Raw genomic sequence first — 12,324 nt, forward strand, 5'->3', positions numbered from 1 at the left:
ACCCGGCCCACGCCCGTGTGATCGCGGAAATGGGGAGCGCCGTCGAACCCATCCTCGTCCACCGCCGCACCATGCGCGTGATCGACGGGGTGCACAGGATCCGCGCCGCGCGGATGAGGGGGAAGACCGAGATCAGGGCCCGTTTCTTCGACGGCAGCGACGAGGACGCCTTCGTCCTCGCGGTGCAGCTCAACGTGGGGCACGGGCTTCCGCTGACCCTGAGCGAGCGCAGGACCTCCGCCCAGCGCATCATCCTGTCCCATCCGCACTGGTCCGACCGGGCCATCGCGAGGAGGGCCGGGCTGAACGCCAAGACGGTGGCCAGGCTCCGTCGGGAGGCGGGAGAGGGGGGCTCCGTCGCGGAGAGCAGGGTGGGCATGGACGGAAGGGCCAGACCGCTCAGCAGCGTCGAGGGCCGGCGCAGCGCCGCGGCCATCCTCGCCGAGAACCCCGAGATCTCGCTGCGTGAGGTGTCCAGGAAGAGCGGGCTGTCGGTGGGCACGGTCCGGGACGTCCGCAAGCGCGTCGACCAGGGCCAGGACCCCATTCCGGAGCGCTTCCGCCGCAACGGCGGGGAGCGCGTCCCCGTGTCGGTCGCGGTCCGGGAACCGGACCGCAGGCCCCGGGTCACCGAGTCCACGGCGGTGGGCGAGACCGCGGCGGCGGTCCGCAAGCTCGCCCGGGACCCCTCCCTGCGCGCCACCGAAGCCGGTCGGACCCTGCTGCGCATGCTGACGATCACCGAGGTCGGACGCGCGCAGTGGGAGGAGATCATCAGGACGATCCCCGAGCACTGGCTGCCCCTCGTCCGCGCCATCGTCCTCCAGCGCTCCCAGGAGCTGCGGGAACTCGCCTACATGGTGCCCGGCGAGGACTCCGACCCGGACTGAGGACCCGTCCGGCGTCCCCCAGAATTTCCCTTCGGACAGTATTAAACGCAGAAAAGGAAAGGCCAGGTAGTCTGCCATGCCCGAAAACTTTGAGTTTCCTGCGGACGGTGACGAGGCCGCGATCCGGAAACACAACCGTGACGTGGTGGAAACATACATGAACACGAGAGGGCAGGATCGGCTGAAGCGTCACCTCCTCTTCACCGAAGAAGGTGTCGGAGGGCTCTGGACCAATGACACCGGAGAGCCTATCGTCATCCGTGGCCGGAATCGCCTCGCCGAACACGCGGTCTGGTCGCTGAAATGCTTCCCCGACTGGGTCTGGACCAATATCCAGATCTTCGAGACGCAGGACCCCAACTTCTTCTGGGTGGAATGCGACGGCGAGGGAGCCATCCGTTTCGAGGGTTACCCCGAGGGTCACTACACGAACCACTTCCTGCACTCCTTCCGTTTCGAGGAGGGGAAGATCGCGCAGCAGAGGGAGTTCATGAACCCCTTCGACCAGCTCCGTGCTCTGGGTATCCCCGTTCCCACGATCAGGCGTGAGGGAATCCCGACCTGACCCCGAGGGCTGGTTCGGATTCCACTCGGGCTGGCGATTCAGGCACGCACACAGAACCGATCAATGGAGACGCGTGGACAACGTGATGCCCGACATCGAGTCCAGAACCGCCCTGCAACAGCCCGACTGGAGCGACGCCTCCCAGGTCCGGAGGGTGGCCGACGTGCTGTCCTCCCGGCCCGCCCTCGTCAGGGCCGAGGACGTGCTGGCCCTGCGCTCGCTCCTGGCCGACGTGGCCCTCGGCCGGTCCCTGGTCGTCCAGGCCGGGGACTGCGCCGAGGACCCGGAGGAGTCCAGCGCGAGACACGTCAGCAGCAAGGCCGCCCTGCTCGACATGCTGGCCGGCGCCCTCAGGATGATCACCCACAAGCCCGTCCTGCGGGCGGGCCGCATCGGCGGGCAGTTCGCCAAACCCCGCTCCAGCCCCACGGAGAAGGTCGGCGAACTGGTGCTGCCGGTGTTCCGCGGCCACCTGGTCAACGGCCCCGATCCGACGCCCGAGAGCAGGAAGGCCGACCCGCTGCGCCTGCTCACCGGCTACATGGCCGCGGGCGACGTGATGGAGCACCTCGGCTGGCGCGGCTCCTTCGCCCGGCCCGCCAGCGACCCGCCGGTGTGGACGAGCCACGAGGCACTGGTCCTGGACTACGAGGTGCCGATGCTCCGGCAGACCGACAAGACGGACAAGCCGGTGCTCGGCTCCACCCACTGGCCCTGGATCGGTGAGCGCACCCGCCAGATCGAGGGAGCGCACGTCGCCCTGCTGGCCGAGGTCGCCAACCCGGTGGCCTGCAAGGTCGGACCGGCCATGGCCGAGGACGAACTGCTCGCCCTCTGCGAGCGGCTGGACCCCCGGCGCGAGCCGGGCCGCCTGACGCTGATCGCCCGGATGGGGGCCGACCGGGTCGCCGACCGGCTGCCGCCGCTCGTCGAGGCCGTGGCCGAGGCGGGCCACCCCGTGATCTGGCTGTGCGACCCGATGCACGGCAACACGGTCCGGACCCCGGAGGGCCACAAGACCCGGGTCGTGGAGGACCTCAGGAAGGAGGTCCGCGGCTTCGTCCGCGCGGTCGAGTCGGCGGGGGGAGTCCCCGGCGGCCTGCACCTGGAGACCACACCCGACGACGTGACCGAGTGCGTGACCGACCCGAGCGGGTTCCCGCGGGTCGGCGAGCGCTACACGACCTTCTGCGACCCCCGCCTCACCCTCTGGCAGGCGGTCTCGGTGATCTCCGCCTGGAGCGACTGACCCGTAGGAACCGATCGGAAAGGACGAACATGCCCGGTATCCCCGTCATCGAGCCCTACGCGCTCCCGGCCGCTGGTGACCTCCCCGAGAACACCGCCCAGTGGGTGCCCGACCCCTCCCGCGCTGTCCTCCTCGTCCACGACATGCAGCGCTTCTTCCTCAAACCCTTCCCCGAACAGGTGCGAGACGAGCTGGTCGGCAACATCGCCCTCCTGCGCGAGCGCGGCGCCCGGCTCGGCGTCCCCGTGGGATACACGGCCCAGCCGGGCAGCATGAGCGACGAACAGCGCGGCCTCCTCAAGGACTTCTGGGGACCCGGCATGCGCAGGTCCCCCGAGGACAGGCTCGTGGTGGACGAACTGGCCCCCTCACCCGACGACTGGATGTTCACCAAGCTCAGGTACAGCGCGTTCCACAAGTCGGACCTGCTGGAGCGGATGCGGGCCGCCGGGCGCGACCAGCTCGTCGTCTGCGGCGTGTACGCGCACGTCGGGGTCCTGATGACGGCGGTCGAGGCCTACACCAACGACATCCAGACCTTCCTGGTCGCCGACGCCGTCGCCGACTTCAACGCCGACTACCACCGCATGGCCGTCCGGTACGCCGCCGAGCGCTGCGCGGTCGTGCTGCCGGCCAAGGAGGTGTTCGCGTGAACGCGCCGGACACGGCGCCACGGGCCGGGGCGGAGGGGGACGGACTCCTGAGCACCGTCCTGGGGACGGAGCGGCCACCCCCCTTCGCCCTGCTCGTGCGCTCCGGCGGCGACGGTCCCGGCCGCGTGGACGTGCTGACCGGCGAGGTGTCCGCCGTCCCCGAGACCGCCGACATCCCCCTGCCCGACCTGACGGGGAGGGGCGGGGGCACGGAGCGCCACGACGTGCTGGCCCTCATCCCCTACCGGCAGATCACCGAGCGCGGCTTCGGCTGCAACGACGACGAGGCGCCCCTGCTCGTCATGACGGTGGCCGACCAGGAGACGCTGCCGGTCTCACGGGCCCTGGACCTCATCCCCGACCTGCCCGTCGCCCTGTCCGACGGCCGCTTCGACGTCGACGACGAGGACTACGCCGAGACCGTCCGCAGGGTGGTCAAGGAGGTGATCGGCGAGGGCGAGGGCGCGAACTTCGTGATCAGGCGCTCCTTCGTCGCCGACATCGGGGAGTACACCCCGCACAAGGCCCTGGCCGTCTTCCGCCGGCTGCTCCGGGTCGAGGTGGGCGCCTACTGGACCTTCGTCGTCCACACCGGCGACCGGACCTTCGTCGGCGCCACCCCCGAGCGCCACGTCACCCTCCGGCGGGGGCTCGCCACCATGAACCCCATCAGCGGCACCTACCGCTATCCCCCCTCGGGCCCCTCGCTGCCCGAGGTCATGGACTTCCTCGCCAACCAGAAGGAGTCGGACGAGCTCTACATGGTCCTGGACGAGGAGCTCAAGATGATGACGCGCATCTGCGAGCCGGGCGTGCACGTGTCGGGACCCCACCTCAAGCAGATGGCGCGGCTCGCGCACACCGAGTACTTCATCGAGGGGGAGACCCGTCGCGACGTCCGCGACATCCTCCGGGAGACGATGTTCGCCCCGACCGTCACCGGCAGCCCGCTGGAGAACGCCTGCCGCGTCATCCAGAACTACGAGACGGGCGGACGCGGCTACTACAGCGGGGTGCTCGCCCTCGTCGGAAGCGACGCCTCCGGCGAGCGGACCCTGGACTCGTCGATCCTCATCCGCACCGCCGACATCGACGACCGCGGCAGGATGGCCATCGGCGTCGGCTCCACCCTCGTCCGCCACTCCGACCCGGTGTCGGAGGTGGCGGAGACCCACGCCAAGGCCGCCGGTCTCCTCGCGGCGGTGGAGAGCCGCGGGGCCGGGGGACTGGACACCCATCCCGACATCCGCGACGCGCTGGTCAGGCGCAACGCCAACATCGCCGACTTCTGGCTGCTGGGCGAGGGCCACCGGCGCGGCGCGGAGTTCCCCGGGCTGGCCGGGTGCCGGACGCTGATCGTCGACGCGGAGGACACCTTCACGTCGATGCTCGACCACCAGTGCCGCGACATGGGCATGTCCGTCACGGTCGTGCGCCACGACGACGTCCCCTCCTTCGACGGCTACGACTTCGTCGTGCTCGGCCCCGGTCCGGGCGACCCGCGCGACCCCGCGCACCCGAAGATGGCCAACATGCGGGCGGCGGCGCGGGCGCTGCTCGCCGAACGCAGGCCCTTCCTGGCCGTCTGCCTGAGCCACCAGATCCTCAGCGCCGAGCTCGGGTTCCCGATCCGGCGGCGCCCCTCGCCCAACCAGGGCGTGCAGAAGGAGGTCGACCTCTTCGGCGACCGCCAGCGCGTGGGCTTCTACAACACCTTCGCGGCCTGGTCGGAGGCGGACACGGTCGAGGTGGACGGCGTCGGCGCGGTGGAGGTCTGCCGCGACCCCGCCTCGGGGGAGGTGCACGCCCTGCGGGGCCCGCGCTTCTCCTCCCTCCAGTTCCACGCCGAGTCCGTTCTCACCCAGAACGGCCCGCACATCCTCGGCTCGTTCATAGGAAGGACGTTGAGCGCATGAACGGCAGTCCGGCGCTCCTGGAAAGGGCGCACTCCTACGTCGTCGTCGACGCGTTCACCGACAAGCCCCTGGCGGGCAACCCCGTCGCGGTCTTCTTCGGGGCCGAGGACCTCTCGGCCCCGCGCATGCAGAGCATCGCCCGGGAGATGAACCTGTCGGAGGTGACGTTCGTGCTGCCCCCCAAGCAGGGCGGCGACGCGCACATCCGCATCTTCACCCCGGTCAACGAGCTGCCCTTCGCGGGGCACCCCCTCCTCGGCACGGCGGTCGCCCTCGGCGACTCCGCCGAGAAGGACCGGCTCCGGCTGGAGACGGCCATGGGGATCGTGGACTTCGACCTCGAACGCGCCGACGGCAGGGTGGTCTCCGCCGCGATGGAGCAGCCGATCCCGACCTGGGAGCCGTTCGACCGCGTCGAGGAGCTGCTCGCCGCCCTCGGGGTGCCCGAACCGGAGACCCCCGTCGAGATCTACACCAACGGCCCCCGGCACGTCTTCGTCGGACTGCGGAGCATCCCGGCGCTGTCCGAGGTCAACCCCGACCACCGTGCCCTGGCCGCCTTCCCCGACATGGCGACCAACTGCTTCGCCGGTTACGGGACGCACTGGCGGAGCCGCATGTTCTCCCCCGCCTACGGGGTGGTCGAGGACGCGGCGACCGGGTCCGCCGCGGGACCGCTCGCCATCCACGTCGCCCGCCACGGCCACGCCCAGTACGGCCAGTGGATCGACATCCACCAGGGCGTGGAGATCGGGCGGCACTCCCTGATGCGGGCCCGTGCCAGAGGCAACGGCGATCACGTCACCGAGGTCCGGGTCAAGGGCAGCGGCGTCACCGTCGCCAGCGGGACCATCTACGTCTAGACAGTCGCGGGAGCACGCGTGAGCAGCAGGTTCGAGACTCTGACCGGTGAGATGGAAGGGGGCTTCCCCGAGTACGAGACGCCTCCGGCCGCCCCCATGGGGCTGGTCGGACGGTGGGTCGACGCGGCCAAGCAGAGGAAGGTGCGGGAGCCGCTGTCCCTGGCGCTGGCCACGGCGGACGCCAAGGGCCGTGCCTCCAACCGGATGGTCGCCGTCATCGACGTGTCGGACCGGGGCCTGGTCTTCACCACCCACAGCAGCAGTCAGAAGGGCAGGGAGATCGCGGCCACCGGCTGGGCCTCCGGGTTGTTGTACTGGCGCGAGACCGCCCAGCAGGTGATCGTCTCCGGGCCGGTGGAGACGCTGCCCGAGGCGGAGTCGGACCGGCTCTGGGCCGCCCGGCCGCCGCAGCTGTACCCGATGACGACGGCGTCCCGGCAGAGCGAGCCCCTCGACGACGTGCCCGGCCTCCTCGAACGGGCCCGGCGGCTGGCGGAGGAGGGCGGCCACTCCCTGCCCAGACCCGAGCGGTTCGTCGGCTACCGCCTCGAACCGGACACGGTCGAGTTCTGGGCCGCCGACCGCGAACGGCTGCACCGCAGGCTGCGCTACGACCGCACACCGCACGGCTGGGAGGTCGTGCGGCTCCAGCCCTGAGCCGTCCCCGACCCGCCCCACGGCGTCCACCGCCGTCCCTCCCCGACGACGCGGGCCCCTCTCCCCGGCCCGGCGCCCCCACCGACGACGCGGGCCCCTGCCCCAGCCCGGCGTCCCGGGCCCCCGGCTCTACCCCGCCGGGGGCCCGGAACCCACCCCCGCTCGAACACCATCCCTTTCCCTACACAATCGTGAGGAACTGTCCCGTGACCAACGCGAAGAACACCGATCTCGACGCGATCGTCGTCGGTGCCGGGTTCGCCGGCATCTACGCGCTGCACAAGCTCCGCAACGAACTGGGCCTGTCCGTCCGGGCCTTCGACAAGGCGGGCGGGGTCGGGGGCACCTGGTACTGGAACCGCTACCCCGGCGCCATGTCCGACAGCGAGGGCTTCATCTACCAGTACTCCTTCGACCGCGACCTGCTGCGGGAGTGGACCTGGAAGAAGCGCTACCTGTCCCAGGCGGAGATCCTGGGCTACCTGGAGGCGGTCGTGGAGCGGCACGACCTCGCCAGGGACATCCAGCTCAACACCGGCGTCGAGACGCTGGTCTACGACGAGGCCGCCGCCCTGTGGACCGCGACCACCAGCGACGGCCAGACCCTCACCGCCCGCTACGTGGTGACCGCCCTCGGACCGCTGTCCACCTCCCACTTCCCCGACTTCAAGGGCCGCGACAGCTTCCAGGGCCGCCTGGTCCACACCGGCTCCTGGCCCGACGACCTCGACATCGAGGGCAAGAGGGTCGGCGTCATCGGCACCGGCTCCACCGGAACCCAGTTCATCTGCGCGGCCTCGAAGGTGGCCGGGCAGCTCACCGTGTTCCAGCGGACCCCCCAGTACAACGTGCCCTCGGGCAACGCCGAGGTGGACGAGGCCTACTTCACCGACCTGCGCGGCCGCTACGACCAGGTCTGGGAGCAGGCCAAGAAGTCCCGCGTGGCGTGCGGCTTCGAGGAGAGCGAGATCGCCGCGATGAGCGTCTCCGAGGAGGAGCGCCGACGCGTCTTCCAGGAGAACTGGGACCGGGGCAACGGCTTCCGCTTCATGTTCGGCACCTTCTCCGACATCATCTTCGACCCCAGGGCCAACGAGGCGGCGGCCGACTTCATCCGGTCCAAGATCCGGGAGATCGTCAAGGACCCGGAGACCGCCCGCAAGCTCCAGCCGACCGACTACTACGCCAAGCGCCCGGTCTGCAACGAGGACTACTACGAGTCCTACAACCGGGACAACGTCAGCCTGGTGAGCCTCAAGGAGACCCCGATCCGGGAGTTCACCCCCACGGGGATCGTGACCGAGGACGGGGTGGAGCACGAGCTGGACGTCGTCGTCTTCGCGACCGGTTTCGAGGCCGTCGAGGGCAGCTACCGGCAGATGGAGATCCGCGGCCGGGGCGGCGTGACCATCGAGGAGCACTGGGGGGACACGCCCGCCAGCTACCTCGGGGTCAACGTCTCGGGCTTCCCCAACATGTTCATGGTCTACGGCCCCAACAGCGTCTTCAGCAACCTGCCCACGGCCATCGAGACCCAGGTCGAGTGGATCACCGACCTGGTCCGGATGATGGAGGAGCGCGACCTGACCTCCATCGAGCCGACCCCGGAGGCGGAGGAGGGCTGGACCGAGCTGTGCACGCAGATCGCCGACCACTCCCTGTTCCCCAAGGTCAACTCCTGGATCTTCGGGGCCAACATCCCGGGCAAGAAGAAGCGGGTCCTGTTCTACTTCGCGGGGCTCGGCAACTACCGCCAGAAGCTCGGTGACGTGGCCGCGGCCGACTACGAGGGCTTCATGCTCAAGGGCAACCCCTCGGTGGTGACCGCCTGACGGCGGCGGCGCCCGGTCGGCTCGGTCCGCCGACCGGGCGCCGCCCCGTGTCAGCGCACCGCGGGCTCGCGCGGCGCCAGCAGCGCGGGCAGGCGGGTCACCCGCTCCTCCGCCTCCGCCAGGGAACGCGCGGCCATGTCCTGGAACTCCGCCAGCTCGGGGACGTCCGAGGCCCTGGTCATCTCGGCGTGGACGACGTGCACGTTCCCGCCGGCGATGCCCAGGCCCTCCAGGTACATGCGCATGTAGGGCGTCTGGAAGTCGAACGCCTCCTTGGGCGAACCCGGCCCGTAGCCCCCTCCGCGCGCGGCGACCACCACGGCCCGGGCGTCGCGCAGCAGCGACTCACCGGTGCGGGAGTCCTTGAAGGCCCCGGGGAAGGTGATCCTGTCGATCCACGCCTTGAGCGAGGCCGGGACCGTGTAGTTGTACATCGGGAGGCCGATCAGCAGGGTGTCCGCGTCCAGGACCTCCTCGATCAGGGGCAGGGTTCCCGCCCACTCCAGCTCCTCGGACGGCGACTCGGCCATGGCCGTCACCGCCGTCAGCGGCAGGGTGCCCCGCCTCTCCACCCGCTGGGCGAAGGAGCAGTAGGTGGCGGTGACCAGCGGCACCGGTTCGGCGGCCAGGTCCCGGTAGCGGTATCCCCCGTCCCCGTGCAGCCGTCGCCACTCCCTGGCGAACAGGCCGGTGAGGTACCTGCTCACCGAGTGGTCCGAGTGGCTGGAGTCCAGGTGCAGCAAAGACGTCATCGTTCTTCCCCCGTTCGGCGCGTGGCCGTCGTGTCCCGCGCGGCTCCGGGCGCGGGGTCCGTGTGCGGATGCGGTGGGGCACGCGACTCGTCCCCCGTGGATGTCGTCGCTGAGTGCTCCTACCCCTATGACGGAGAGCGACGGGGGAAAGTGACCGGCGGGAGGGGACGGGGATCGTCGGACGGTTCGGGAAAGACGTCGCGAGCAGCGCCGACACCGCCGCGGCCGCCCGCCCGCCGGGCCAGGGCCCGGTCGGCGGACGTCGCGGCTGGTGTGCGCTGGGTCACCGCTACGCCGGGTCGGCCACGGAGATCTCCAGCTCCCGCAGGCGCTCCGGGGCGCCGATGATCTCGATCCCGCTGACGCGGTCGCCGCGGACGGTGATCTCCAGCACGAACAGGAGCCGACCGCCGGGGGCGACGACGGCCCCGGGCATGCCGTTGACGAGCGCGGGACGGGCGAAGCGGGTCCTGCGGACGTTGTTGGCGGTCTCCCCGGCGACCTGGCGCGCACCGCGCAGCACCGCGGGCTCGCGCAGCCGGAGGGCCTGCGGGTCCGCCCGCCGCACGACGTCGGGGGCCAGGACCTTGAGCAGGCCGTCCAGGTCGCCCGCGCGCGAGGCGTCGAGGAAGGCGTCCACGACCTCGCGCCGCCGTGTGAGGTCCGGTTCGGGGACGCTCGTGGTGCCCTGCACCCTCTGCCGCGCCCGGCTCGCCATCTTCTTGGCCGCGGTCGGGGTGCGCTCGACGATCTCGGCGATCTCGGCGAAGGGGACGGCGAACAGGTCGTGCAGGACGAAGGCGACGCGCTCGGCGGGGCTGAGCCTGTCCAGCACGACGAGCAGGGCCAGGCCCACGGAGTCGGCCAGCACCGCCTCGCCCTCGGGGTCCGGGCCCCGGTCGTGGGCGAGCAGCGGCTCGATGTCGCTGACGTCCATGAACTCCTCGCGGCGGCTCCTGCGCGAGCGCAGCATGTCGAGGCAGACGCGTCCGACGATCGTGGTCAGCCACCCCGTCATGTTGGAGACCTCGCCGAAGTCCCCCCGGCACGCCCGGATCCACGTCTCCTGGAGGGCGTCGTCCGCCTCGGCGGCCGACCCGAGCATGCGGAAGGCGACTCCGCGCAGATGTCTACGGGAGCGTTCGAAGTGATCCGCCAGCTCGATCTGGCCGTTCATCGTTCACCTTTCCTTCGTCCGTGGCCGCTGCGCAGGCGCGTTTCGAAAGCGCGATAAAAGAAGAATGCGGCTGTAGGCATTGAATTACCGGTATGGGTGGAATTAGTGCTTCGTGGCGGGGCAGGGGTGGTCGTCCTGGCTTCCCTCCTGGTGCCGCCAGCCCGGCCCCGCTCCCGGCTCCGGGCGGTGTGAGCAGCGGATACGCGGTCGGTTCCGGCAGGACTGTCGTACTCGGGGGATCGTGATTCGGGTGCGTGGGACGGTGGGGATTCCGGCCGCTTCGGGCTGATCCTCTTCATCCTAAACGGGTGAAGAGGGGTGTCACATGAGGGATCGCCGCTGGAGTATTCGCGCACTACAGCGTGTTTATGCGGCCGCGGTGCGCGCCGGATTCCCGCCTCCGGCGACACGGGTGTGCGGCTCCCCGCTGGCACGGTGGGTGCGGTGTGTACGGTCCGCGTGGGAGTGCACGCGGAGCCAGCCGTGCGGCGTGTGGTGGTGGACGCCGGTGGCCCACTCGTCGGCGTGGAACTCCCTGCCGCAGAAGCGCGGCGTGTCCGGGGGCGGATCGCGCGGCGGCCCGCCCCCGGGACCGGTCAGCGGGTGAACACGAAGGGGCGCAGGCCGGGCGGCACGGCGGCGGGGTCCACGGGAAAGGCGGCCCACACGTGGGTGCCCAGGTCGGCCCAGGGCGCGAGGCGGTAGTGGCCCCAGGCGGCGGACAGGTTCTCGACCAGGAGCAGGCCGCGCTGGCCCTCGGCCCAGTTCCACTCGTCAGCCGTGCGCTGGTGCGGGACGGCCGGAACGCCGCCCCCGCCGCCGCAGTCGGACAGGCCCACACGCAGGGTGGCCGCATCGGGCATCGACAGTGCGCGCAGGACCTCGCCGCCGGAGCGGCCCGAATCGGTGTACTTGCAGCAGTTGGCGAACAGTTCGCTGGTGACCAGCGTGAGCGTGTCCACCAGGTCGGGATCGAACCCGGCCAGGTCGCGGGCCAGGTCGGCGCGGACCTCGGCGAGCCGGGACAGCGCACCGGGGTAGACGCGGTGCTCCCAGTGGACGTGGGCGCGGCGGACGGCGGAGTCGAGGCCGGAGGCGGTCATGCCGGAACCCCCTGTCGCTGCTCGTCCCAGACCCGGATGAGGGAGGCCAGTTCGCCCCACTCGGCGTAGCGGTCGGGTTTGGCGGGTGTGGTGGGATCGGCGGGCCCGGCGGGGCGCACGACGCCGAAGCGGGGCGCGGGTTCGCCGAGCAGGTCGCCGCCGGGGTCGTCCCGCCACTGCTGGACAAGCGCGGCGGCGCGTTCCTGGACGAGGGCGAACGCGCGCCGGACCTCGTCCGTCTCCGGAGCGGGTTCGGCGCTGCGGGGCGCGGGAACGCGGGGCGCGGCGGAAGCGGTCAGGCGCTCGTGGGCGGCGAAGTAGGGGCGGACCAGGGCCACGTCCTCGGCCGGGATGACCTCGCGGGCGGGAACCAGCCTCGGTATGGCGGGCTCGGAAGCGGAGACGGGCGGGGCCTCGCGAACGTAGCGGCGGACGCGGGCGGAGCGGCGTCGGCGGCGACCGGCCACCGTGGAGTGGCGTCCGCAGGGGACGGAGAGGAAGGCGATCAGCGGGCCGAGGGCACGGCTGAGAAGGGCAGCGCTAAACTGGCGCATGCTAGCAGTTCCTTTGGTTAAAGGTCTCGAAGTTGCTGGCCACGGCCCCGGACGGTACTTAGTCGTCGCGGGGTCATTTGAGTTGTGTGTTCGAGAGAGAGGATAAGGGGTGG

12 protein-coding genes are annotated in these 12,324 nt (G+C 71.0%); 8 read left to right on the plus strand and 4 right to left on the minus strand.

The genetic code is table 11. The features are described from left to right. The first annotated feature begins 29 nt into the window (after positions 1-29). The 8 genes from UIS43_RS20755 to UIS43_RS20790 all read left to right on the plus strand — a co-directional run bounded on the left by UIS43_RS20755 (position 30) and on the right by UIS43_RS20790 (position 8,625). The gene (locus UIS43_RS20755) at positions 30-890 is read left to right on the plus strand and encodes a winged helix-turn-helix transcriptional regulator (RefSeq protein ID WP_232051624.1); all 861 of its coding nucleotides are present in this window, start codon (positions 30-32) and stop codon (positions 888-890) included. A gap of 76 nt (positions 891-966) precedes the next feature. Beyond that, positions 967-1,455: a PhzA/PhzB family protein gene (locus UIS43_RS20760; protein WP_013156016.1), complete on the plus strand. Its 489-nt coding sequence runs from the start codon at positions 967-969 to the stop codon at positions 1,453-1,455. Positions 1,456-1,528: 73 nt separating this feature from the next. Then, complete coding sequence (locus tag UIS43_RS20765; RefSeq protein ID WP_041553392.1) at positions 1,529-2,704, plus strand: 3-deoxy-7-phosphoheptulonate synthase; 1,176 nt, start codon at positions 1,529-1,531, stop codon at positions 2,702-2,704. Positions 2,705-2,733: 29 nt separating this feature from the next. Continuing rightward, positions 2,734-3,357: an isochorismatase family protein gene (locus UIS43_RS20770; RefSeq protein ID WP_013156018.1), complete on the plus strand. Its 624-nt coding sequence runs from the start codon at positions 2,734-2,736 to the stop codon at positions 3,355-3,357. Beyond that, positions 3,354-5,273, plus strand: coding sequence for an anthranilate synthase family protein (locus UIS43_RS20775; RefSeq protein WP_370011371.1), 1,920 nt, complete (start codon positions 3,354-3,356; stop codon positions 5,271-5,273). The genes UIS43_RS20770 and UIS43_RS20775 overlap by 4 nt, the downstream gene beginning before the upstream one ends. Continuing rightward, the gene (locus UIS43_RS20780; RefSeq protein ID WP_370011372.1) at positions 5,270-6,136 is read left to right on the plus strand and encodes a PhzF family phenazine biosynthesis protein; all 867 of its coding nucleotides are present in this window, start codon (positions 5,270-5,272) and stop codon (positions 6,134-6,136) included. The genes UIS43_RS20775 and UIS43_RS20780 overlap by 4 nt, the downstream gene beginning before the upstream one ends. Before the next feature lie 18 nt (positions 6,137-6,154). Then, positions 6,155-6,793, plus strand: coding sequence for a phenazine biosynthesis FMN-dependent oxidase PhzG (gene phzG, locus UIS43_RS20785; protein ID WP_013156021.1), 639 nt, complete (start codon positions 6,155-6,157; stop codon positions 6,791-6,793). Positions 6,794-6,999: 206 nt separating this feature from the next. Then, the gene (locus UIS43_RS20790; protein ID WP_013156022.1) at positions 7,000-8,625 is read left to right on the plus strand and encodes an NAD(P)/FAD-dependent oxidoreductase; all 1,626 of its coding nucleotides are present in this window, start codon (positions 7,000-7,002) and stop codon (positions 8,623-8,625) included. A 50-nt stretch (positions 8,626-8,675) separates the two neighbouring features. Here UIS43_RS20790 and UIS43_RS20795 read toward each other — a convergent pair whose 3' ends face one another. The 4 genes from UIS43_RS20795 to UIS43_RS20810 form a co-directional block, all read right to left on the minus strand. Next, positions 8,676-9,377 carry an FMN-dependent NADH-azoreductase gene (locus UIS43_RS20795; protein WP_071621192.1) on the minus strand — a complete coding sequence of 234 codons (702 nt, stop codon included), beginning with the start codon at positions 9,375-9,377 and terminating at the stop codon, positions 8,676-8,678. Between the two features lie 289 nt (positions 9,378-9,666). Further along, positions 9,667-10,554, minus strand: coding sequence for a sigma-70 family RNA polymerase sigma factor (locus UIS43_RS20800; protein WP_370011374.1), 888 nt, complete (start codon positions 10,552-10,554; stop codon positions 9,667-9,669). A 596-nt stretch (positions 10,555-11,150) separates the two neighbouring features. Continuing rightward, on the minus strand, positions 11,151-11,657 hold the full coding sequence (locus tag UIS43_RS20805; RefSeq protein WP_370011376.1) for an ATP-binding protein: 507 nt from the start codon (positions 11,655-11,657) through the stop codon (positions 11,151-11,153). Continuing rightward, entirely contained in the window at positions 11,654-12,211 is a 558-nt protein-coding gene (locus UIS43_RS20810) for a hypothetical protein (protein WP_358170151.1), read from the minus strand. The genes UIS43_RS20805 and UIS43_RS20810 overlap by 4 nt, the downstream gene beginning before the upstream one ends. Positions 12,212-12,324 lie beyond the last annotated feature (113 nt).

This window comes from Nocardiopsis sp. LDBS0036 (genome assembly GCF_041228755.1).
Taxonomy (GTDB): domain Bacteria; phylum Actinomycetota; class Actinomycetes; order Streptosporangiales; family Streptosporangiaceae; genus Nocardiopsis; species Nocardiopsis dassonvillei.

Excerpts from the sequence above, each read along its gene's own strand:
- UIS43_RS20755 (WP_232051624.1), top strand. The coding sequence starts at position 30 with ATGGGGAGCGCCGTCGAACCCATCCTCGTCCACCGCCGCACCATGCGC.
- UIS43_RS20795 (WP_071621192.1), bottom strand. The coding sequence starts at position 9,377 with ATGACGTCTTTGCTGCACCTGGACTCCAGCCACTCGGACCACTCGGTG.
- UIS43_RS20810 (WP_358170151.1), bottom strand. The coding sequence starts at position 12,211 with ATGCGCCAGTTTAGCGCTGCCCTTCTCAGCCGTGCCCTCGGCCCGCTG.
- UIS43_RS20760 (WP_013156016.1), top strand. The coding sequence starts at position 967 with ATGCCCGAAAACTTTGAGTTTCCTGCGGACGGTGACGAGGCCGCGATC.
- UIS43_RS20770 (WP_013156018.1), top strand. The coding sequence starts at position 2,734 with ATGCCCGGTATCCCCGTCATCGAGCCCTACGCGCTCCCGGCCGCTGGT.
- UIS43_RS20780 (WP_370011372.1), top strand. The coding sequence starts at position 5,270 with ATGAACGGCAGTCCGGCGCTCCTGGAAAGGGCGCACTCCTACGTCGTC.
- UIS43_RS20800 (WP_370011374.1), bottom strand. The coding sequence starts at position 10,554 with ATGAACGGCCAGATCGAGCTGGCGGATCACTTCGAACGCTCCCGTAGA.
- UIS43_RS20805 (WP_370011376.1), bottom strand. The coding sequence starts at position 11,657 with ATGACCGCCTCCGGCCTCGACTCCGCCGTCCGCCGCGCCCACGTCCAC.